17 protein-coding genes are annotated in these 20,947 nt (G+C 63.1%); 6 read left to right on the plus strand and 11 right to left on the minus strand.

Annotated elements, in window-relative coordinates; translation table 11 throughout:
- Positions 1-24: 24 nt before the first annotated feature.
- Positions 25-285 carry a hypothetical protein gene (locus MHX52_RS04415; RefSeq protein WP_239316778.1) on the plus strand — a complete coding sequence of 87 codons (261 nt, stop codon included), beginning with the start codon at positions 25-27 and terminating at the stop codon, positions 283-285.
- 16 nt (positions 286-301) lie between these two features.
- Positions 302-2,221 carry an alpha/beta-hydrolase family protein gene (locus MHX52_RS04420; RefSeq protein ID WP_239316780.1) on the plus strand — a complete coding sequence of 640 codons (1,920 nt, stop codon included), beginning with the start codon at positions 302-304 and terminating at the stop codon, positions 2,219-2,221.
- Positions 2,222-2,263: 42 nt separating this feature from the next.
- On the opposite strand, the gene MHX52_RS04425 is transcribed toward MHX52_RS04420, so the two are convergent.
- Positions 2,264-2,947, minus strand: coding sequence for a TetR/AcrR family transcriptional regulator (locus MHX52_RS04425; protein ID WP_239316782.1), 684 nt, complete (start codon positions 2,945-2,947; stop codon positions 2,264-2,266).
- A gap of 245 nt (positions 2,948-3,192) precedes the next feature.
- On the opposite strand from MHX52_RS04425, the gene MHX52_RS04430 reads away from it, so the two are divergent.
- Complete coding sequence (locus MHX52_RS04430; protein ID WP_239316784.1) at positions 3,193-4,584, plus strand: ATP-binding protein; 1,392 nt, start codon at positions 3,193-3,195, stop codon at positions 4,582-4,584.
- A 101-nt stretch (positions 4,585-4,685) separates the two neighbouring features.
- Here the strand turns inward: MHX52_RS04430 and MHX52_RS04435 are convergent, their stop codons facing one another.
- A complete protein-coding gene (locus MHX52_RS04435; protein ID WP_239316786.1) occupies positions 4,686-6,239 on the minus strand; it encodes an anthranilate synthase component I family protein in 1,554 nt (517 codons plus the stop codon).
- A 49-nt stretch (positions 6,240-6,288) separates the two neighbouring features.
- Positions 6,289-7,830 (minus strand): hypothetical protein, encoded by a 1,542-nt coding sequence (locus MHX52_RS04440; protein ID WP_239316788.1) that lies wholly within the window; start codon positions 7,828-7,830, stop codon positions 6,289-6,291.
- Between the two features lie 156 nt (positions 7,831-7,986).
- On the opposite strand from MHX52_RS04440, the gene MHX52_RS04445 reads away from it, so the two are divergent.
- Entirely contained in the window at positions 7,987-8,511 is a 525-nt protein-coding gene (locus tag MHX52_RS04445) for a peptidylprolyl isomerase (protein WP_005292634.1), read from the plus strand.
- 7 nt (positions 8,512-8,518) lie between these two features.
- On the plus strand, positions 8,519-9,244 hold the full coding sequence (locus MHX52_RS04450; protein ID WP_239316790.1) for a rhomboid family intramembrane serine protease: 726 nt from the start codon (positions 8,519-8,521) through the stop codon (positions 9,242-9,244).
- 40 nt (positions 9,245-9,284) lie between these two features.
- Here the strand turns inward: MHX52_RS04450 and crgA are convergent, their stop codons facing one another.
- Positions 9,285-9,557, minus strand: a complete 273-nt coding sequence (crgA, locus tag MHX52_RS04455) for a cell division protein CrgA (RefSeq protein ID WP_005292638.1) — start codon at positions 9,555-9,557, stop codon at positions 9,285-9,287.
- Between the two features lie 139 nt (positions 9,558-9,696).
- Here crgA and MHX52_RS04460 point away from each other — a divergent pair, with 139 nt between their 5' ends.
- Positions 9,697-10,425, plus strand: coding sequence for an aminodeoxychorismate/anthranilate synthase component II (locus tag MHX52_RS04460; RefSeq protein ID WP_239316792.1), 729 nt, complete (start codon positions 9,697-9,699; stop codon positions 10,423-10,425).
- Positions 10,426-10,496: 71 nt separating this feature from the next.
- Here the strand turns inward: MHX52_RS04460 and pknB are convergent, their stop codons facing one another.
- From pknB to MHX52_RS04495, 7 genes are all read right to left on the minus strand, one after another.
- On the minus strand, positions 10,497-12,632 hold the full coding sequence (gene pknB / locus MHX52_RS04465; RefSeq protein ID WP_239316837.1) for a Stk1 family PASTA domain-containing Ser/Thr kinase: 2,136 nt from the start codon (positions 12,630-12,632) through the stop codon (positions 10,497-10,499).
- A gap of 207 nt (positions 12,633-12,839) precedes the next feature.
- Positions 12,840-14,477, minus strand: a complete 1,638-nt coding sequence (locus MHX52_RS04470) for a serine/threonine-protein kinase (protein WP_239316794.1) — start codon at positions 14,475-14,477, stop codon at positions 12,840-12,842.
- Positions 14,478-14,480: 3 nt separating this feature from the next.
- Positions 14,481-15,929: a penicillin-binding protein 2 gene (locus MHX52_RS04475; protein WP_239316796.1), complete on the minus strand. Its 1,449-nt coding sequence runs from the start codon at positions 15,927-15,929 to the stop codon at positions 14,481-14,483.
- Positions 15,926-17,233: an FtsW/RodA/SpoVE family cell cycle protein gene (locus MHX52_RS04480; RefSeq protein WP_035003340.1), complete on the minus strand. Its 1,308-nt coding sequence runs from the start codon at positions 17,231-17,233 to the stop codon at positions 15,926-15,928. Before MHX52_RS04480 ends, MHX52_RS04475 begins: the two co-directional genes overlap by 4 nt.
- 3 nt (positions 17,234-17,236) lie before the next feature.
- Complete coding sequence (locus MHX52_RS04485) at positions 17,237-18,829, minus strand: protein phosphatase 2C domain-containing protein (RefSeq protein WP_035003342.1); 1,593 nt, start codon at positions 18,827-18,829, stop codon at positions 17,237-17,239.
- Positions 18,826-19,323 carry an FHA domain-containing protein gene (locus tag MHX52_RS04490; RefSeq protein ID WP_034986315.1) on the minus strand — a complete coding sequence of 166 codons (498 nt, stop codon included), beginning with the start codon at positions 19,321-19,323 and terminating at the stop codon, positions 18,826-18,828. Before MHX52_RS04490 ends, MHX52_RS04485 begins: the two co-directional genes overlap by 4 nt.
- A 165-nt stretch (positions 19,324-19,488) precedes the next feature.
- A complete protein-coding gene (locus tag MHX52_RS04495) occupies positions 19,489-20,766 on the minus strand; it encodes a DUF3662 and FHA domain-containing protein (RefSeq protein WP_035003344.1) in 1,278 nt (425 codons plus the stop codon).
- Positions 20,767-20,947 lie beyond the last annotated feature (181 nt).

Consider the following 20,947-nt stretch of genomic DNA (forward strand, 5'->3'; position numbering starts at 1 on the left):
CCAACCCAGGGAGCCCCACGACTAATGACCGGCACGACCACCACGTATCGCTACACCGACCCCTTCACCGGCACGCCGCAGACCATCGTCGGCCCGGAGGGTAAGGCGTACATGCTGGTGGAACGTGGGGAGGAAGTCCGTGTTGGTGACCCGCTGGGCTTCTACAGCGACCGCGACAGCGCCCGCGAGGCCGTGATGGCCCGCCTTAACGAGAAAGCTCGCACCCTGCGGGACTACGAAGAGTACTACGTCACGCACACCACCCTGCGTGGAGCCCAGCACTAGAACCGACCACCATCCCATGCGTAATCTGCGGCGAAGAATCCTCCCGGGCCTAAAACGCCGGGCGAAGTGGGCCTCCCTCACCACGCTGTCCTACTCCTTCCGCGCTGCCGCCGGCGCGATTGACCTCTACGCCAACCTCTTCCCAGGCGTGCGCCTGAACAGGCGCTATGCCCTGGATCCCCGCCGCGGATTCGCCATCATCGGCGCGGAAATCGGCATGTGGAATGCCCTCTCGCCCTCCCTGCTGCCGCACCCCTGGTGGGCCGTGGCCGGTAACGCCTCCACGTCCCAGACGGTCGGGCACTTCAACGGCACCATCATCGCCAGCGCAGTACTGCCCGCCTTCCGCGCCGCCGGCTTGGACCTGCGGGAACTCGTGAACAAGCCCGGCTACCGCGAGGCCTACCGCGCCATGCACGCCGCCGTCACCCTGGCCACCGCCGTCGCCGCCTACCGCTTCTACAAGCGCCAGGGCGAATCCGCCGCGCTGGTGAACAGCCAGCGCCTCGGCGCCCCCTCCGCCTTCGTTGGAGTGGCCGTCAGCACCCTCGGCTACGGCGCATTTCTCCTGCTCGGCGAGCTACTACAGTCCAGCTTCGACCTCACCCGGCATTCGCTGCGCCGGTTCGTCCCCGCCCCCGTTGCTGTGCCTGTGGCCGCTGGAGCGGTGGGCGTCATCGCCTACCTCATCTCCGACAAGATCCTGCTACGGCAGTTCCTCGAGAAGTTCAACGAGAAGGCCGAGCTCGTCAACCGCCGCGTGTACTGGGGCTATCAGCAACCCTGGGAGCCCGAGCGTTCCGGTTCGGTGTGGTCGCACGAAAGGTGGATCTCCCTGGGCGCTCAAGGCCGCGTGCTGGTCGGCGGTGGGCCTAGGGCGCGCGACATCACGGAGGTCACGGGCCTGACCGACGTGCACGAGCCGATCCGCATCTACGGCGGCCTGGCCCCCGGGCGCACGCTGGAAAGCATCGTTGAACTGGTGAAACGGGAGCTGCTGCGAACGGGCGCCCTGCACCGCTCGGCCATCGTCATCCATACCTCGACGGGCACGGGCTGGGTGCCGGATTGGCAGCTGGATACTGTCGAATTCCTTACGGGCGGCAACTGCGTGAACGTGGCGATGCAGTACTCCTACGTGCAGTCGCCCGTCGCCTATGTGCTTGACCGCGATACCCCGGTGCGTGCTGCCAAGTTACTTATTGACGCCGTGTTTGAGCTGCTAGACGGCATGCCCAATGCGCCAAAGGTGTTTGTGACCGGCGAATCCCTGGGGGCGTATGGCACGGCAGCGGCCTTCGATGGGCTGGAGGACATGCTGGCGAAGGTGGACGGGGCGGTGCTGTCCGGCGCGCCACGCTTCACCAAGATGATCCGCGACATGACCACCTACCGCAGCGAAGGCTCGCCAGAGCGCCTACCGCTGTACGACCAAGGCCGGCACGTGCGCTTCATCAGCCACGCCGACCACTTGGACCGTGACTGGCGCGGCCAAGAGTACGGCCAGCCATGGCAGCACCCGCGGATGGCCGTGGTGCAGCACGCCTCCGATGCGATCGTGTGGTGGGATACTGATCTGTTCTGGAAGGAACCAGACTGGCTGCGCGAACCCGGCGCCCGGGGCGTGCCCGCACCGGCCACCCAGCACAACGATGTAGTGCATAAACTCCGCTGGATTCCGTTTACCACCGGCTGGCAGGTGGCCATGGACATGCTGACCTCCAAGCAGACTCCCGCAGGTCACGGCCATAACTACCGCGGAATCATGGTCCCCACCTGGGAGCGGATCCTAGGCCCCGACCTGGTGCGCGCGCCCCTGAATCCGGAGCTGCAGCAGCGCATTACGGATTGGATCACGGAGCATTCGCGGGACACGCGCCGGGAGGAAGACCGCTTCCTCGACCGCTTCGGCTTCGGCGTGGCACGGGAGGACTAGCCCCGCACCCCCGTGCGTGGCACGGGAGGACTAGCTCCGCGCCTACTGCGGTGGCGTCAGGTATTCGTCGATCGGCCGTGCGATGGCCTGCAGGGCGCGCTCCTCGCTAACCCCCAGCATGCGCAGCAGATCCAGCGCCAGGTCGTCCCCGGCGGTCCTGCTGTTCAACGTCGGATCCTCGTGCAGGCGCTGCCCGAGCATCGCGTTGGCGCCGAAGATAATCGCCGCTGCCGTTTCGGTGCTGGCCACGTGGAAGGAACCGTCGTTCACACCCGCGCTGATCCGTTCGCGCAGCTTGCGCACCAGCTCGTTGGGCATGGTGTAGAAGTCTGGGGAGCGGCGCACAATCGACTTCGAGAGCGTCGGCACCAGGCGATGCGCATACGCCAGGATGCGGATGTTCGTCGCCGCCGCGTCGATCGAGTCCAGATCCTGGTCCGCCGCCAGGTCAAAGATGCTGGCCAGGTTGTTTACCGCGTACTCGGCGACCGCGTCGAAGAACTGCGTGCGGTCTTTAAAGAAGTTGTAGAAGCTGCCGTTCGAGACCCCGGCCTTCTGGGTGATCGCCAGAATGGATAGATCCGTCTGCTCCTCGGCGATCAGCTCGATGCCGGCCCGTAGCAGCGCCTGCTTGGTCCGTTCGCGGCGGGTGCCCGCCTGCTCGCTGCGGTTGAAGATGGCCTGCATCCACGCGGCGGTATCGATGTGTTGCTCGCCTGTTCGCACGCGCGGATTCACTCCTCTTTCTTCTCTTGGTGACGCCCACCGTTCCAGCCACACCCGCCCCAGCATCGCTGTTATTGCGGGTATGCATAGCTTTCTTTCAGGCTAACCTATCGGCTTCCAAGGTTGCGAAAGGAGCTACTTGAAAGCTACTCGAAACGTACTCGAAACCTACTAGAAACAAATTTCGAGCCTCTGACCTGCGATAAACAACGTACTCGAAAATGTTTCGAGTAGAATGTTAGATTGTGAGTGTGCAGCGAAATTTCCACGAGGAGCCGAACCAGCTTCTGCAGTTCCCCGAAGACCAGTGGTTCGAGCGCAAATCTTTCCGCATTAAGCCGAAGGACTTGGCTAAGACAATTGTCGGCATGGCCAATTCTGAGGGCGGCGTAATTGCGGTTGGCATTTCGGACCGGCAATTCGAAGGAAAGCCGACCGCTACCCAAGACAATGCTCTGCGGCAGACGTCGTTGGATCACACGGATCCGACGGTTCGCGTCCAGATCGAGTTGTGCGACGTGGATGATCGTACGCAGGTGTATCTTTTCCACGTCTTGCCCAGTGAGCGGGTCCATTACCTGAAGTCAGGGGACTGCTTCTTGCGAGTGGGTGATGAAACGAAGCACTTGAGGGCTGATGACATTCTGGAGCTTCGTTACACCAAGGGTGAGCAGCAATACGATGCCACGGTTCCCGCGAACGCTACCCCGAACGACCTCAACATGGATCTGGTTGAGACTTATGCCGAGACCATTGGTTCTTCGAGTGCCGAAGATGCTCTGAAGGCGCGCAACCTGATTGACCGGAAAGGCAGGCCACGTGCTGCTGCGATATTGCTTTTCGGGCACAATCCTCAAGAGTTCTTCCCGAACGCACACATCCGGGTTTTACGTTTTGGCGAGGACGAGCGATTGCCTGGCCAGATGCAGCAGTTGATGGATGACCAGCGTTTTGATGGTCCGATACCGCAACAGATTCAAGCAGCTCAGGAAGCAATTAGCGGAATGCTGCCAAATACTCGACGGCTCACCGGCGCGGGTCTTTTCGAGGATGAGAACCTTATCCCTCACGACGTTTGGCTTGAGGGGTTGGTCAACGCGGTGGTGCATCGCTCGTACAGCATGGTCGGGGATCACATTCGTTTCGAAATTTTCCCGAGCCGGATTGAGGTCTCTAGCCCGGGGCGCTTCCCCGGCCTTGTAGATCCGACTAAACCGGAGTCCATTGCCCGCTTTGCGCGCAACCCTCTGATTGCGCGAGTAACCGCTGAGCTCCGCATTGGCCAGGAACTGGGTGAGGGAATCCGACGTATGTTTGCAAGTATGCGGCGGGTTGGGTTTGCTGATCCGGTATATACGCAAACTAGTGGCAGCGTAGTTCTTACATTGAACGCAACACAGCGTTTAGACGCCCAAGTGCTGGGTGGTCTCCCTCGTCATTCCGAGGATGTGCTTGCTGCTCTAGAAATGAGTGGTCGGCCAATGTCCACGGGTGATGTTGCCGAGGCGCTGGGCTTGTCGGCCCCGCCAGTGCGCCGTGCATTGCAGGCCATGCGTGATGCTGGGCTGGTTCATTGGCGTGGAAATGGACCGCGCGATCCGCGTGCTGTGTGGTCTGTAAAGGGGCCGCTTAGGTAGCTAGGAAAGCTACTCGAAAGGTACTCGAAACCTACTAGAAACAAGTTTCGAGCCTCTGACCTGCGATAAACAACGTACTCGAAAATGTTTCGAGTAGAATGTTAGGCGATTTGGCCCCCGAGTGTATCGAGTAGCGCCGCCGCTTTTACTAGCGTTTCCTGGTACTCCGCCAGTGGATCCGAGTCCGCGACGATCGCGCCGCCGACCCCGAAAGAACACTCCGCGCCATCGTCGACGAGCGTGCGGATCGTGATGTTCAGCTCTGTGGCGGAATTGGGGGAGACCCAGCCGATCGCCCCGGAATAGAACCCGCGCGGATGCGGCTCCAGCTCCTCGATAATCTCCATCGTCCGGATTTTCGGCGCGCCTGTCATGGAGCCGCCGGGGTAGCTGGCCTCGATCGCGTCGACGGCGCCGAGCCCCGGACGAAGCTGGCCGGTAATGGTGCTGACCAGCTGATGGACGTGCGAGAAACTCTCCACCGAAAAAATTTTCGGCACCTCCACACTGCCCGGTACGCACACTCTGCCGAGGTCGTTGCGCAGCAGGTCAACGATCATCAGGTTCTCTGCCCGGTCCTTGGGGTTGCTCATTAATTCCTGACGCCCCCTCGCATCCGCCGCTCCGTCCTCCCCACGGGGGCGGGTGCCCTTGATCGGCTTGGCGGAGACCTCTCCCTCCGGCGAGACCTTGAGGAACCTCTCGGGGGAGGCGCTGAGGATGTGCAGTGGCGCCTGACCAGGGCGGTCGAAGCGCAGGAATGCGCCATAGGGAACCGGGCTGACTTCGCGGAGCCGCAGGTAGGCCAGTAATTCCGGTGACGGTGCGTAGGGCGAGTTCGCGCCGGGTTGCAGGTCGGCCAGATCTCGCAGTGCCGGCCCGCGGGCAGTATTTGTCAGGCAGACCTCGTAGCTATCGCCTGCGGCAATGTAATCCAGGCAGCGCTGGATGCTCGCCAGGTACTGCCGCTTCGGCTGGTCGAAGCGGAAGGCCGCCGCGCGCTCAATGGTCACGGACTCGGCGGGCACCGTGTCACGGGGCGGTGCACCGCCCGGAATGCTGCTCGGAAAGGTTTCCGGAATGGCTTCCAGTCCCGCACCGCTTGTCTCGGAGACCTCGCCAGCGATCCGTCGCACCTCGGCGACGGTGGTGTCCAGCCATTCCAGCTGCTCATCGTGGGTGCTCCCGGCATCCCCGGCATCTTTGGCACTCGGCAGCATTGCCATTGCATAGGCCACCGCGTGTGCGTGGTCGATCACGACCGCCCGGTCGGCGAACAGCAATGCCGCATCCGGATGGTCTTCCCGGGAGCGGGCAATGTCCTCCACTCCGTATCCCAATGCGCCCACCCAGCCGAGGGCGAAGTCGCACGGCCAGTCTCGCGGAATCTCAACCGGCTCGTCGAAAGTGCCTCCGAGCTGCGCGAAGAACGTATTCGAGCTTTCCACCTGTGGCATCCACGTTCGGGCTAGGGGACCCGCGCTATTTGCCAGCACACTGAGGGCGCCGCCGTTGCCGGAAGAGTCCAGCCAGGCGGCGGTGGGGGCGTCATTAAATAAAGACAAAAAGACCCGCGGCGCGACACTTCCGGTGATGTCCCGAGTACCTGTCTGCGGCAGCGGGATGGTGCGGAATGTGAGGCGGCGCGGGGTCATGTACGCCATTATCGCGCGCCGGATTCAGCGCGCGATCTGGGGGTGTGGGTTACAGGCGGTGCTTGCCGCCCTCGTCCGGATCCTCGCCCGGGCCTTCGGCTAGTGGGAAGTCGGCCTCGGCGGCGTCGGTTGCGTCCGCGGCATCGGCAGCGCCCTGGTCGCTACCGGCCTGAGGAGCAGCCGGAGCACCCGGAACAGCTACGCCCGGTGCGGGAGCGCCCGGCGCACCCGGAGCGTTCGGGGCAGGTGCGGCGGGGGCGGCCGGAGTCTGCTTCTCCTCGGTCTTGGCCTCTTCGGTCTTCTCGCCGTTCTTAGCCTCGGCCTCCTTAGCCTCCTCAACCTTGGCCTCGGCAGTTTCCTTCACCTCAGTGGTCTTCGCCTCAGCCTTGTCCGCGGTCTCGGCGGCCTTCGCCTTAGCCTTCTCGGCAGCGCCGGTGGCCTTGTCCGCGAAGTCCTGCACCTTCGGGGAGTTCTTCGGAGCGTTCTCGCCACCACGCAGGAACTTAAACGCAGCAGCGCCCGCAGCGACCAGGATGGCCAGCAGCAGGAACTTGCCGAACAGGCCGCCCTTCTTCTCCTGCTTCTTCAGACCCTTCTTCTCAGCCTTCGCCAGCGCCTTGCTCTGCGCCTTGTTGGTGGCGCGGGCTACCTTCTTGTCCAGCTTCGCAGCGCGCTTGCGGGCATCCTTTTGAGCACCCTTGGTCTGCTTCTGAGCGCGCTTGGCTGCCTTCTTCTTGGTGGCCTCCAGCTTCTTGGCTAGCTGCTTGCGGTTCTTCTCGGCGCTCTTCGCCAGGTCGCCGCCACGGGACTCGGCCTCTTCGTACAGCTTGCTGGTCGCAGCCTGGCCGCGTTCCTGCAGCTCGTGAGAGTTTTCCTTCAGCGCCGCGGTGAGCTGAGCGATTTTCTGCTCACGCTTCTTGGCCTTCTTGCCGGCCTTCTTCTGAGCTCTCTCCTGCGCCTCGTCGAAACGGCTGCGCAGCTTCTGCGTACGCTTGTCGATCTTCTTGCGCAGCTTCTCGGCATCCGCGCCGAGCTTCTCGGTCAGATCATCGGTGTTCAATTCTTCGCCCTTCTTCTTTAGCGACGCTACCTTCCCAGCAGCCTCGCCCTCAACCTTCTTAGCTGCCTTGGCCTGTGCCTTCGCTGCCTTCTTCTTTGCAGCCTCGGCCTTCTTCTCGGCCTTCGCACGAGCCTTGTCCGCCTTGTCCGCGGCCTTATCGCGGGCCTTCTCCCCCTTGTCAGCGGAGTCGGCGGTGTTCCGGGAGCCGGTGGAGCTCATGTCCGCAACATCCGCAGCGGTGAGCTCGTCGGAGTGGTGCACTCGGTGGTGCTTACGGGCAGCCGCAGCTGCACGTGCCTGCTCAAGGGCCGCCGCAGCACCTTCTTCCTTGAGCATGAGCTCTGCAACGGCCTTCACGTGAGCGGGAGAACCTGCGATGATGCCCTCTCGTTCGCCCTCCGTGGCCAGGTTGTCACGCAGCTGCTGCAGCGCGTCGAACTCCTGGCGGCGCTTAAACTCCTTGCGGTTATTCAACATAGTGCGACCCTGCTTGGCGCCACGCAGCGCCAGCTTCAACGTGGTGGGGTTCATCGTGCGAGATGCTCCTTGGAGATCTATTTGGGTATTTCAATATGTGTTCGTGCTAACACCCATCCTAAAGAAAAATCCCCACCGGGATGGCCAATACCGCTTTTGAGTCACCAAGGCGCCGGAAGCCGTCGCAGCTTTTTAGTACAATGGATCACCGTGACTAACAAGACTGCAACCGCAATTCTGCACACCAACCAAGGCGACATCGCCATCGATCTGTTCGGCAACCACGCGCCGGAGACCGTAGCCAACTTCGTTGGCCTGGCGCAGGGCACCAAGGAGTACTCCCAGCCCAACGCCTCCGGCACCAACGAAGGCCCGTTCTACGACGGTGCGATTTTCCACCGCATCATCGATGGCTTCATGATCCAGGGCGGCGACCCGACCGGCACCGGTCGTGGCGGCCCGGGCTACCAGTTCGGCGACGAGTTCCACCCGGAGCTGCAGTTCGACCGCCCCTTCCTGCTGGCCATGGCCAACGCTGGTCCCGGCACCAACGGCTCCCAGTTCTTCATCACGGTGACGGCCACCCCGCACCTGAACAACCGCCACACCATCTTCGGTGAGGTCACCGACAAGGAGTCCCAGAAGGTCGTCGCAAAGATCTCCCGCGTCGCAACCGACCGCATGGACCGCCCGAACGACGACGTCGTCATCGAGTCTGTCGAGATCCAGGAGTAAAAACTCCTTGCCGTGGCTGGACACGCAAGCCCGCCGGAATAGCCGGCGGTATTCCGTCACCAACGTATTCATCGCAGCCTGCTGCCTTGTCTACGTGGTGACGGTTTTTCAATCCGGCAGCATCGCCAGCCCCCTCGATGGCCGATCCATGTTCGGCCTCAGCTCGAACAACCTGGGGCGGGAGATGCTCTTCAACGCCGCCAACGTCACCCTGTTCGGTGAATGGTGGCGCATCCTCACCGCCGCATTCGTTCATTTGGACCCCGCCCACCTGGGCTTCAACATGCTGCTGATCTTCCTGATCGGCCGCGATGTCGAACGCTTTTACGGGCCGGTAGTTATGCTCAGCCTCATCGTTGCCAGCGCCGCTGGCGGTGCGCTGGCCTGCATGTACTTCCAGCCCAACGTCCCCGTCGGCGGTGCCTCCACCGTCGGCTACGGGCTGTTCGCCATGCTCATTTCCCTGTCGCGGATACGGCAGCGCGACCTCCGCGGGCCCATCATCCTCCTGCTGGTGAACCTCGGGTACTCCCTCATGTACTCCAACGTTTCGCTATGGGGACACATCGGTGGGCTCGCCGGAGGCGCCGTCATAGCACTCATCACCAGCACCGTTGGGGAGCAAGGCAACGGGGGCGTGGGGGCGTCAATAAGAAAAAAGACCGTCGCAGCACTAGCCGCGACGGCAATCTTGGCCTTCACCATATGGACCGGCCTGGGGTGGCACTACTAGGGGCGCCCAACTAGGGCAGTGCCGGGAAGTAACTTGGGTGCTACTTCCAACCCATGGTCATCAGCAGACCCACGATCAGCAGGGCGAAGCCGATCAGGTAGTTCCATGCGTTCAGATCGCGCATGAACGGGATCTCCGGGCCGGCGATGTAGTTAACAACCAGCCAGGCCAGGCCCAGAAGCATCAGCGCGAGCATCAGCACGATGTACCAACGCGGAGTACCGCTGGAGTTCAGCTTCACGGGTGTGCGACGGTCCGCGGAAGAGGAGCTGGAGTAGTTCTCCTCAGCGGAATTAACCTTGGACTTTGGCATTGTTCAAAACCTCGAAGCGATTGACTGCGGAGCGGACGGCCTACGAGGTACCGAGCGCCCATGGGCAAAATACGTACCAGACGATAGTAGCAGCACACCGCGACAAAGCCATGCACGCTGCCACGCTAAACTCTTTGCTATGCGCATTCTCGTGATCGATAACTACGACAGCTTCGTCTACAACCTCGTGCAATACATCGGGCAGCTGGGCTTCAGCGGGGACGACTGTGTGGTACTGCGCAATGACGCCCCCGAGCTCACCGGTGCTGGCAACCCAGATGGGGTCGACACGGGTGCGCTGGCAGACATGCTGCAGGGCTTCGACGCGATCCTGCTATCCCCCGGACCTGGCGAGCCGAGCGCGGCAGGCCGCATGCTGGATGTGCTGAAAATCGCTGTTGAACAGCAGATTCCGCTATTCGGGGTGTGCCTGGGGCACCAGGCGATCGGCATGCACTTCGGCGCGGAGGTCGTGCGGGCAGACGAGCTTTTCCACGGCAAGACCTCACCCGTGGCCCATGACGGCACCGGCGTGCTGACCGGAGTGCCGAGCCCGTTCCGCGTGACGCGCTACCACTCGCTCACCGTTGATCCAGGCACCGTGCCGGAGGAGCTAAAGGTCACGGCAACCTCCGATTCCGGCATGATTATGGCGATGCGCCACCAGACGCTGCCGATCCACTCAGTGCAGTTCCACCCCGAGTCCGTGATGACGCAGTACGGCCACCTAATGCTGGCGAACTGGCTGAACGAAGCCGGGCGGTTGAGTGGCAAGGGCGAGGTTGTGCCCGCCGAACTGGTGAACCGCCTGGTGCAGGAGCAGCTGGAGGTTACCGGCGCGATCAGCGCCGAAGCCTCGATGCTTTAGGCGCGCTGGCTCTGGGGCGCCAACGCTAGGGCGGCGCCAGCTCTGGGGCCTGCTTTGGCGCGTCGCTGCCGCTAGGGCAGCAGGTTGAAGACGTACACCGTGACGGTGATGTCCTCGTCCTTCTTGATGACCTCGCCACTGTGGATGGACTGCTGCGCGACCTCGTCCACGCGGCCCAGATCCGTGGTGTTCTTGTTCTCCCGGTGTAGCTGTTCCGGGGTGCCGCGCCAGCCGGCGGCCTGCAGCTCGCGGAACACGTCACCGAACTTCTTGCCCTGCAGGGAAGGCATCTCGAACTGGTTGCCCAGGGATACCTCCAGGGTGATCTCGCTGCCCTTGGGCAGCTTCTCACCCTCGCTGCTGGCGGAGAGCACCTGATCCTTCCGCTCCACAGAATCGACGTGGTTCACAACCACCTTGAAGCCGGCGGATTCCAGGTTCTCCCGGGCGTCCTCGAGCTGTTGGCCGGTGACGACCGGCACGCGGACGTCCTCCGGACCCGTGGAGACGGTGATGGTCACCTTCGTGCCCGCAGAGACCTGCGAACCCTGCGGCGGAGTCTGCGTGATGATCTTGCCCTTCGGCACATCATCGCTGGCTTCTTCCTTGACTTCCTTGTTCAGAACCAGCTTGGCATCCTTCAGAAGCTGGACTGCTTCCTCGGTGGTCTTGCCCGTCAGGTCCGGCACGTCGGTGATCTCTCGGCCGCTGGAGACCAGCAGCTTGATCTCGGTGCCGCGAGCCACGGATGCATTGGCTGCTGGGTCGGTGCCGATAGCCTTGCCGCGCGCGATCTTGTCGTGCGTGGTTTCCTCGACCGTTACCTCGAAGCCCGCGTCCTTGAGGATCTTCTCCGCCTCGGCGCGGTCCTTGTTGGCCACGAGCGGGATCTTCACCTGCTCGGCTTCGATAGGCTTCTCTGGCTCATCGTCGCCGGTAAATGCCTGGTAGGCAAAGTAACCACCGGCGATTACTGCGGCGATACCCGCCACCCAAGCGATGGGCGCCCACCAGCGACGCTTGGGCTCATCCTCGTAGTACTCGTCGTCGTACTCGCCGTCATAATCATCGTCGTAGTCGGCGTCATAGTCGTCGTAATAATCGTCGCCGCCATCATAATCGCCGCTGTAATCGCTGTTGTAGTAGCCGTCGCCGCCACCGTTGCCAGCGGCTCCAGCGGCGGCTGCTCCGGCCCCAGCTGCTCCGGCTCCAGCAGCGGCACCGTTGGCTGTGTTGTGGCTGGCGGGGATCACGGAGGTCTGCGCGTCATCATCATTCGCGTGCGCGCCAGCCGCGGCCGCACCGGCGGCCAGCCCCGCGGCGCCAGCGGCACCGGCAGCAGCGCGCCCCGCGGTGTGGGAACCAGCATCGGCCGAGTCGGCGTCATTGGTATAGGCCTGGGCGACCAGCGGCAGTTGGTCTTCGGAAAGGCGCTTCAGATCCGTCGCCATCTCTTGCGCGTCGTCATAACGATCCGATGGCGACTTCGCCATAGCGGTCAGAGTGATGGAGTCCAGGCTCAAAGCCTCGCGCTTCGACAGGTGCATGCCCGGAACCTGGGACGGCGCCTCCGGGTTCTCCTGCACGTGCTGGAAGGCAACGGACAGCGGGGACTCGCCGTGGAAGGGAGCCTTGCCCGTGGCCAGCTCGTAGAACACGCAACCGGCGGCGTAAATATCCGAACGTGCGTCGGCGGACTGGCCGCGTGCCTGCTCGGGGGAGAGGTACTGGGCGGTGCCGATGACGGCGGCGGTTTGCGTCATGGCAGAGGAGCTATCGCTCAGTGCGCGTGCGATGCCGAAGTCCATGACCTTCACCGCGCCGGTGTTGGTGATCATCACGTTCGCGGGCTTGATGTCGCGGTGAATGATGCCCGCCTCGTGCGAGAAGTACAGCGCCGAGCAGACCTGGGACATGACCGCCGCGGCATCGTTCAGGCTCATCTTCCCGGAGTCCTGGATGATGTCGCGCAGGGTTTCGCCGTGCACGCGCTCCATGACGATGTACGGCACCGCACCGTCCTCGTCCGGGGTCTGGCCCGTGTCGTAAACGGCGACGATGGCGGGGTGGTTCAGCTTCGCGGCATTTTGAGCCTCGCGGCGGAAGCGCTCCAGGAAGGTGGTGTCGCGCGCCAGATCGGGGCGCATCATCTTTACCGCCACATCGCGGCCCAGCAGTTCATCGGTAGCAGCGTACACGTCGGACATGCCACCAGTGCCGATCTTGGCACCGAGGCGGTAGCGGCCGCCCAAGGTTGTGCCGTTTCGGTCCACGCCTTCTGCTCCTTTGTCTGCTTCTGTAGCTAACCCCAGAATGATTTTCTAGTCACTTTGATTAACAAATCCTAGTCCAACTTGTTGTATGGACATAGTTCTATCCCTTTTACATTGCTAAAAAGAATCGTGCTTAAACGCTTAAAGCACTGGCTGGCTTTCCGGATCGGCCTCCCTATTGCGTAATTCGGCAGGTACATCGTTGTCCGCCGAGGTTGCGTTATCGTTCGTCTGCGGGCGGCCGGGTTGGTTCGGGCGAGCAGTGTTGTGGTTGCCGCCATTGCCGCCCTGACCACCATTTCCACCGTTGCCGTTGCCGTCGTCATTGCCGTTGCCGCGCCCGCCACCGTTCGGGATGGTCGGCAAGGTGGGGAACGAAGGCTCGCGTTCGTCGGAGGTCTCCGGCGGTTCCGACGTGGTCTCGGTTCCCGGTGCGGGTTCCGGGCCATTCGTCGTGTCCGTCGGCACCGGGTTTACCGGCGCGGGGGCGTTGCCGTCCGGGTCGGCCGGCGCTTCTTCCTCCTCCGTCGGGCTGGTCGTGACCTCGTTGGTCACGGTCATTGTCGACGGGTCCGGCGCTTCTTCGTCGCCACCGCTGGTCAGCAGGAAGGTGGCCAGCGCAAGCGCGAGGATGCTCACCAGGGCCAGCACCGCGATAATCAAGCGGTTCTTTCTTGGTGACGCCCCCTGCGCTCCACCCGCCCCGCGTGCAGTCGCGGGGTAGCCCGCGCCCGTGGCCGGAGCACCTGCACCGGCAGCCGGGCCGGAGGGGCCAGGGTAACCGGAACCTTGACCGGGCCCCGACGCTGAAGGCACTCGAGTTCCCGGCCCGCTGGCAACGTTGCCCAGCTGCTCGGTCAGCGGGTGCGGTTCGGTGCTGACGTTCGGCACATTGTGCGGCGACGGGGGTTGCTTGCCCTCGGCCACCATGACAGTGGCGGCGACAAGTTCCGCGCCGTCGGCGTAGCGCGTCCGCGGATTCTTGCGCAGGCAGACCTTGATCAATTCCCGCAGGTTGGGGTCGACCTCTTCCGGCAACTCCGGTGGGGTTTCGGAGATGTGCTTGATCGCCACGGACACGGTGGATTCGCCGGAGAAGGGACGGTAGCCCGCCAGCATCTCGAAGCCGACCACGCCCAAGGAGTACACGTCGCTGGCCGGGCCGACCTGGTCGCCCTGAGCCTGCTCGGGAGAGACGTACTGGGCGGTACCAACCACCATGCCCGTGCGGGTCAACGGCACCGCGGCGGCGGCCTTGGCAATGCCGAAGTCCGTGATCTTCACGAACCCGTCGGAGGTGATCAGCAGATTTCCCGGCTTAATATCGCGGTGCACCAGTCCGGCTTCGTGGATAGCCTTCAGCCCCGCGGCGGTTTGCGTCAATACATCCAGCGCCAGATTCTGCGGCAGCGAGGATTCGCGCGAGAGCACATCGGCCAGAGACTCGCCACGGATGTACTCCATGATGATGTAGCAGAACACCGTGCCGTTGTCCGGGTCCTCGACCTCGCCGGATTCATAGGTCCTGACGACGTTGGGGCTGTCGAGGTCCTGGGCTGCGGAGGCCTCGTTGCGGAAGCGCGCGCGGAACTCCTCGTTTTCCGTGTACTCCGGCTTGAGGATTTTGACGGCCACGTCGCGCAGCTTTTCGACATCGTGGGCCAGCCATACGGTGGACATGCCGCCGCGACCGATGATCCACTGCAGCTCGAAGCGCTCGCCCAGAAGCCGCTGCGTACGCTCAATTTCTGTGCGGTCGGGTTGACGGGAATCGCTCATGGCCTACTGCTGCTCCTTCTCAGCTGCGTGGATGACGGCCCGGCCGATGGGACCGGCCACCGAACCACCGGTAGCCGCCCGCCCGCGGTCGCCACCATTTTCCACCAGAACGGCTACCGCCACATCGGCGGAGGTGGAAAACGCGATGTACCAGGCGTGCGGGTTGGAGTTGCGGGAATCCTCGCCGTGCTCGGCGGTACCCGTCTTCGAAGCGATGGAGGCATCGCCGCCGGCCCACTTCTCGGCCTCCACCATCAGATCCTTCAAGGTATCGGCCGTCTCCTCCGGCACCGCGCGCTGAGCCTTCTGCGGCTTGGTGGTCCGCAGGGTGGAAAGATCGCGGCCGGTGATCTTGCTAACTAGGTAAGGCTTCATGCGCACACCACCGTTGGCGATGGTCGCGGCGATCACCGCATTCTGCAGCGGGGTCAGCGCCACGTCGCGCTGGCCGATGGAGGACTGGCCCAGAGCCGCACCGTCCGGGATGTCACCCAGGCGGGAGGGCTCCACCGGCAGGCCCAGGTAGTCGTCCTGTTCCCCGATGCCGAAGTTCTCGGAAATCTTCTTGAACTTATCCGCGCCGTGGCGAGTGGAGATGTCCACGAAGGCGGTGTTACAGGAGCGTTTGAAGGCCTCGCGCAGGGTGGTGGTGCCACCGCCACCACAGGCCGCGCCGCCGTAGTTCTCCAGGGTCGTGGCCGTATCCGGCAGGGTGATCTGCGGCGCGGCGGTCACGGAGGTCTCCGGAGTGTCGCCCTCCTCCAGGGCGGCCGCGGTAGTGATGACCTTGAACGTCGAGCCCGGCGGCTGGATCTGCTGCGTGGAGCGGTTCAACAACGGGGCGGAATCGTCGTTGGCGTAGTTCTCAAAGTTCGTCTTGGCCTGCTCGGCCGGCGGGCCGACGATCTGCGCCGGGTCAGCCGAGGGCGTGCTGGCCATCGCCAGCACTTCGCCCGTGGACGGGCGCAGAGCCACCACGGAACCGGAGTAGCCCTTGTTGGCCAGCTGGTCGTAGGCGACTTCCTGCACTTGCGGGTTGAGCGTGAGCTCCACGTTCGCCCCGCCGGCCTCCTTGCCCGTCAGCATGTCCCACGTGCGGGTGGCGAACAGGGAATCGTCCTCGCCGGTGAGGATGGAGTTCTGGGAAGACTCGATACCCGAGGCACCGTACTGGTCAGACAGGTAGCCGATCACGGAGCCGTACTGCGCGGACATGTACGGGTACTCACGGTCGTAGAAGTCGTCGGAATCCTTCACGGACCTGGCCAGCACCTGGTCGCCGGCGATGATCCTGCCGCGTTCCTTCGACTTGGCCTCTAGGAATTGACGCGAATTCAGCGGATTCTGCGCCAGCGACTTCTGCTGGAAGCCTTGGATGTAGGTCAGGTTTGCAATGAGGGCGACCACCAAGATGAAGCTAAAGATGGCTACCGCGCGGATGGAGCGGTTCATGCTTCCTCCCTTTCCTTAATGGCCAGGGGCGTGCGGGCGTCATGAGAAATACGAAGAATGATCGCCAACAGGATGTAGTTCGCCAACAGTGACGAACCACCGTGCGACAGGAATGGCGTGGTGAGGCCGGTCATGGGCAGCAGGCGGGAAATACCGCCGGTGACCACGAAAACCTGGATGGCGATCGTCAGCGCCAGACCCGCGGCAACGAGCTTGCCGTAGGAATCGCGGGCTCGCATGGCAGTGTTGAAGCCGCGCGACACGAAGATCGCGTAGGCCAGCAGCACGCCTGCCAAGCCGATCAGCCCCAGCTCCTCGCCGATAGCGGCCAGGATGAAGTCGGAGTGCGCGACGGGGATGTTGTTTGGGTAACCCTCGCCCAGGCCGCGGCCAGTCACGCCACCGAAGGACATGCCAAACAGGGCCTGGGAGAGCTGGAAGCCGTTGCCGTCGTAGTTCGACAAAGGATCCACGAAGTTGGACACGCGATCCTGGATCTTGTCCGAGATCTGGTACACGCCGAATGCGCCGATGAAAGCCAGGCCGAGACCCAGCACCAGCCAGGAGGCGCGGCCGGTGGCGATGTACAGCATGCCCAGCACGGTGCCGAACAGCAGCAGGGCCGGGCCGAAGTCGTTCTGCGCGGCCATGATCATCAGCGCGATGCCCCACACCAGAAACAGCGGGCCGAGGTCGCGCAGACGGGGGAACTGCAAACCCAAGAAGGACTTGCCGGCCACGTTGAACAGGCGGCGCTTATTTACCAGCAGCGCGGCGAAGAACAGCAGCAGCATGATCTTTGCAAACTCGCCGGGCTGGATCGAGAACGGGCCGATGCTGATCCACACCTTTGCGTCCGCGTTCAGGGAGGTAGGCCAGACGATCGGCAGGGCCGTCAGGATAAGGCCCGCCAAGCCCAGCAGATACGAGTAGTTCTGCAGCGAGCGGTGATCCCGCAAAAAGCCAATCACCAGGCAGAACAGGATCACACCCAGGGCGGTCCACATGATCTGTGACTTCGCCAGTGTGAGGCCCGACCCGAGGTCCAGCCGGTAGATCATCACCAGCCCCAGGCCGTTGAGCAGCGCCGCGATGGGCAGCATGATCTGGTCGGCCTCCGGGGCCGTCCAGCACACCACCAGGTGCGCCACTAGAAAAGTCAGAAAGAAGCCGCCGACCAGGTAGAACACCTCGGAGCTGATTTCCTTGCCCTGCGAGATCTCCAGCGCCACGATGGCCAGCAGCAAAATGATGGCGGCCAGCAGCAGCAAGCCAGCCTCGGTGCGTCGGCTAAAAAGCTTCATGGTTTACTTCACCTCGCGGCAGGAGACTCCGGGGGTCGTGAGGTCTTCGGGCGCGTCGCTCTTCTTTTCGCTCTTTTCCGTGCTGCTCTTTTCCTTATCCTTGTCGTCTTTGCCGTCCTTGGCCTTGTCTTTGTCTCCGTCTGCCGGCACTCGCGTCACACAAACCGGCAGAGTCTGCTCCGCCAGACGGTTGACCTGGCCGGTGACCTTGTCGTAGGAATCCTCCGGCAGATCCGACAGTGCGCCCTGCGCCGCCGGAGTCAGATCGGAGGTCATAAACAGGTGGCAATCGCCGCCCGCACCCGGATCCACGAAGGTCGCCTTGCCTTCGTCGTCCAGACAGACGTCCTGGTGCACAGAGTTCAGCTTGAATCCCATTACGGAAGAATCAGTGCCGTTCATCACCTTGATCTGCGAGTTATCCGCGGTGACGTAGTACGTGTCCTTCACTCGCTGGTACATCACATAGGTCACCGCGCCACCGGCCAGAACAACGGCCAGGATGATCGCCAGCGTCACCCACAGCCCGCGCCGGGATTTCTTCGGCTTCTTGGCCGCGCTGGGTTCTGCATCGCCTACGCTGTGGCCATCGCCGTGAACGTTGTTGCCGTTACCTGTGCGATCGTGGCCACCATTGGCCGTCGCAGGTTCGGGCTCGTCGTCTTCCTCGTCCTTTTTTGGTGACGCCGCCGTCGTCGTCGACAGCCCCTGAATAGCTGCTGCGCGGGCTGCCGAAGAATTCGGGCGTGGCATATCCACTGCCTCACCTGCAATAGCTCCCGCCATCACCGGGCGGGGTGGCAGGGTGAGCTCCGGATCCGTCGGGGCATTGGAGTCGGCGTCAAAACCAACAACATCGGCAACAACAACGGTGACGTTGTCCGGGCCACCGCCACGCAGTGCCATCTCAACGAGCTTGCGGGCAGCTTTCTCCGGGGTGCCGTGGGAGAGAACCTCGCGGATCGTGTCGATGCTGACCGGATCCGAAAGCCCGTCGGAGCAGAGCATGAAGCGGTCGCCGACCTGCGTTTTTTCACGCCACAGGGTGGGTTCGACGGGACGGCCGGTGAGGGCCTTAAGGATGAGGGAACGCTGCGGGTGGCTGCTGACGTCCTCGGGATCGAGCTTGCCCTCGTCGACGAGGGACTGGACGAACGTGTCGTCCTTGGTGACCTGGCGCAGCTCGCCGTCGCGCAGGACGTAGCCGCGGGAATCGCCGATGTGGCAGATGGCGACCTCGTCCTTGCGGAAGAGCATGGAGGTCAGGGTGCAGCCCATGCCATCCAAGTTTGGGTGCTCGTCGACGTGCGCGGCGATGTCCTGGTTGCCCTCGTCCGTAGCCGTGGCCAGCAAGTTTTCCAACTGATCGCGGTTGTTGGGCTCGTCGATCAGTGGGGAATCCAGGGGGCTGAGGGCATTAATGAGGAACTGGGAGGCAACCTCGCCGGCAGCGTGGCCACCCATGCCGTCGGCCAGAGCCAGCAGACGCGGGCCGGCGTAGGCGGAGTCTTCGTTGTTGCCGCGGACCAGGCCACGGTCAGAGCACGCCGCGTAGTTCAGCGTGCGCCCGATGTTTCCGTTCTTGCCCTCGGTCATGCGTCCATCCTCACGTGGGTTTGGCCGATGCGGATTTCCATACCGGCGGAAAGCTTAACGGGCTGATCCAGGCGCTCGTTACCGATCCAGGTGCCATTGCGGGAGTCGAGGTCTTCGACGTACCAATCCGAGCCGCGGCGGATCAGACGCGCGTGGGTGCCGGAGGCAAAGTCATCCTCCAGCACCAGCGTGCACGACTGCGAGCGCCCGATGGAGACGTCCTGGTACCCCTTGAGGTTCAGCGTGGTGCCAGTCAGCGGGCCACTGGTGAGCTCCAGGGAATTAGGCGCCTTGTGCCTGCGGAAAGCATGGCCGGAAGAAGAGGGCTCGTTCATGGGACCGCCGTATCCCGCTGCGATGGGAGCCATCCCGGCGGGAGTCAAGCCAGAGGTGCGATCCGCATCCTTTTTGAGGGAGCGAACAGTCATCCAGATGAAGAACCACAGCAAAAGCAGCAGGCCAATCTTGACCAGCAAAAGCAGCGTGGTCTGCACGGTATTCAACTCCTCAATAAGGTCGGAAGGTTCGGTGAGTACTCGGTGAGTACTCCATGAACCACTCAATAAACACAGGCGCACATAGCCCCGCGGGGCACATGTGTATGTGAATAGCCTAGTTTAGATGACCCTGAAGGAGTAGGGCGGAAGGGAAAAATAGGGTTAGTGGAACTCCACGCCGATCTCAGAGTGGCCGAGAGAGATTACGTCGCCGCTGGCCAGCAGCCAGTTTTCGATCGGGGTGCCGTTAACGGAAGTGCCGTTGGTGGACTGCAGGTCCGTCAGCACCGCATCGTAGCCATCCCAGGTGATGTCTGCGTGCTGGCGGGAAACACCGGTATCGGGGATGCGCAGATCCACTCCGTTGCCGCGCCCGATGATGTTGCTGCCCTTGCGTAGTTCGTAGGTGCGGTCGGAGCCATCGTGCAGCGTGAGGGTGACCCGCAGTTCGCTCTCGCCGCTGTCCGCGCCCACGCCTCCGCGTACGGGGGAGGGAGTAGACTGCACAATGACTTCGGTGCCCGGGTAGCTCACCGGACGTTCGAAATCATTGCCTTCCTGCTGGCCCTGCCAGTTCTGCTGGTTGTGCACCGCGCTTTCCTTCTCTTCGTCCTGGGATTGGTGGTCGCGGGGCTCCCAAGATTCCTGGGGTTCCTGGGATACCGGGGACTCTGGGGCCTCAGTATCTTCCGCTTGCTCCGCCTGATCCGACCACTGGTTGCGCGCGAAATCCGGGGAGGCGCGGTGCACACCTGCTGCGCGGGCACCTGCAGCGCCAGCAGCGGCCGCACCTGCAGCGCCAGCGGCAGCACCAGCAGAGTCGGCCGACCCGTTGTGGTGGTGCTGCGCATCTTCCGACGAAACCAGATCCCCTAGAGACCGCCCGGAGTTGGGGTGTTGAGCATCGCTGGACGGGTCGTCGTTGGAGCTAGGGGCGTCATAATCATGAGAGACCAACGAACGCTCGCCGGGCTGCGACGACGGCCATTCCGGACGACCAGCTTGGGCCGGGGCATCCTCGCCGATGGCGACGTTTGCGCTGGAGCGATCCTCGGTGCGGGGAACGTCGAAGCGCGCATCGGCACGCATCTGCCCCGAGTGCAGGCCGCTGTGGGCCGAAATGTTCACCTTGACCGGCTCGTTTGTGCGCCAGCCCTGGTTACGAATGAAGCGGCTCAGGCGATCGCCCATTTCCTCGGCCAGGCGCGGGCGGGACTCGGTGAGGCTTGCGTAGTCGCGGGTGCTGACGAGTACCTGGAAGTAGCTGGGAGCCAAACGCTGGCCCTGGGCATCCGTCATGACGGACTCTTCGGCGTACTGCTTAAGAACCTCGTCGATCTCGGTTGGAACAACCTCGCCGCCGAAGACACGTGCGAAGCCGTTATCCAGCCCGCGCTGAAGCGAGCTGTCGAGCTTCTTGAAACGTCCAAACAGACTCATTGTCCGTAGTCCTCCTGTGTCGTCCTGTGTTTTCCACTGCAGTCGCATGCCTTAAGTGCCTGGCGCTAGTTGTGCCTGGCGGGGCGCTGTATGACGAAAGTCGCGGGCACCGGGTGGCAGGTTGTGCTGTGCAGCCATACCCCGATGCTGCGAGTGTGTAGTTGGCCATTATAGGGGTAGT

It is taken from the genome of Corynebacterium sp. ACRQJ (assembly GCF_022346045.1).
GTDB classification, from domain to species: domain Bacteria; phylum Actinomycetota; class Actinomycetes; order Mycobacteriales; family Mycobacteriaceae; genus Corynebacterium; species Corynebacterium evansiae.

What these genes read in the sequence shown, in the direction of transcription:
- MHX52_RS04440 (WP_239316788.1), bottom strand. Translation starts at nt 7,830, where the DNA reads ATGAACCCCACCACGTTGAAGCTGGCGCTGCGTGGCGCCAAGCAGGGT.
- MHX52_RS04475 (WP_239316796.1), bottom strand. Translation starts at nt 15,929, where the DNA reads ATGAACCGCTCCATCCGCGCGGTAGCCATCTTTAGCTTCATCTTGGTG.
- MHX52_RS04415 (WP_239316778.1), top strand. Translation starts at nt 25, where the DNA reads ATGACCGGCACGACCACCACGTATCGCTACACCGACCCCTTCACCGGC.
- MHX52_RS04480 (WP_035003340.1), bottom strand. Translation starts at nt 17,233, where the DNA reads ATGAAGCTTTTTAGCCGACGCACCGAGGCTGGCTTGCTGCTGCTGGCC.
- MHX52_RS04460 (WP_239316792.1), top strand. Translation starts at nt 9,697, where the DNA reads ATGCGCATTCTCGTGATCGATAACTACGACAGCTTCGTCTACAACCTC.
- pknB (WP_239316837.1), bottom strand. Translation starts at nt 12,632, where the DNA reads ATGTCCGACGTGTACGCTGCTACCGATGAACTGCTGGGCCGCGATGTG.
- crgA (WP_005292638.1), bottom strand. Translation starts at nt 9,557, where the DNA reads ATGCCAAAGTCCAAGGTTAATTCCGCTGAGGAGAACTACTCCAGCTCC.
- MHX52_RS04495 (WP_035003344.1), bottom strand. Translation starts at nt 20,766, where the DNA reads ATGAGTCTGTTTGGACGTTTCAAGAAGCTCGACAGCTCGCTTCAGCGC.
- MHX52_RS04435 (WP_239316786.1), bottom strand. Translation starts at nt 6,239, where the DNA reads ATGACCCCGCGCCGCCTCACATTCCGCACCATCCCGCTGCCGCAGACA.
- MHX52_RS04485 (WP_035003342.1), bottom strand. Translation starts at nt 18,829, where the DNA reads ATGACCGAGGGCAAGAACGGAAACATCGGGCGCACGCTGAACTACGCG.
- MHX52_RS04420 (WP_239316780.1), top strand. Translation starts at nt 302, where the DNA reads ATGCGTAATCTGCGGCGAAGAATCCTCCCGGGCCTAAAACGCCGGGCG.
- MHX52_RS04470 (WP_239316794.1), bottom strand. Translation starts at nt 14,477, where the DNA reads ATGAGCGATTCCCGTCAACCCGACCGCACAGAAATTGAGCGTACGCAG.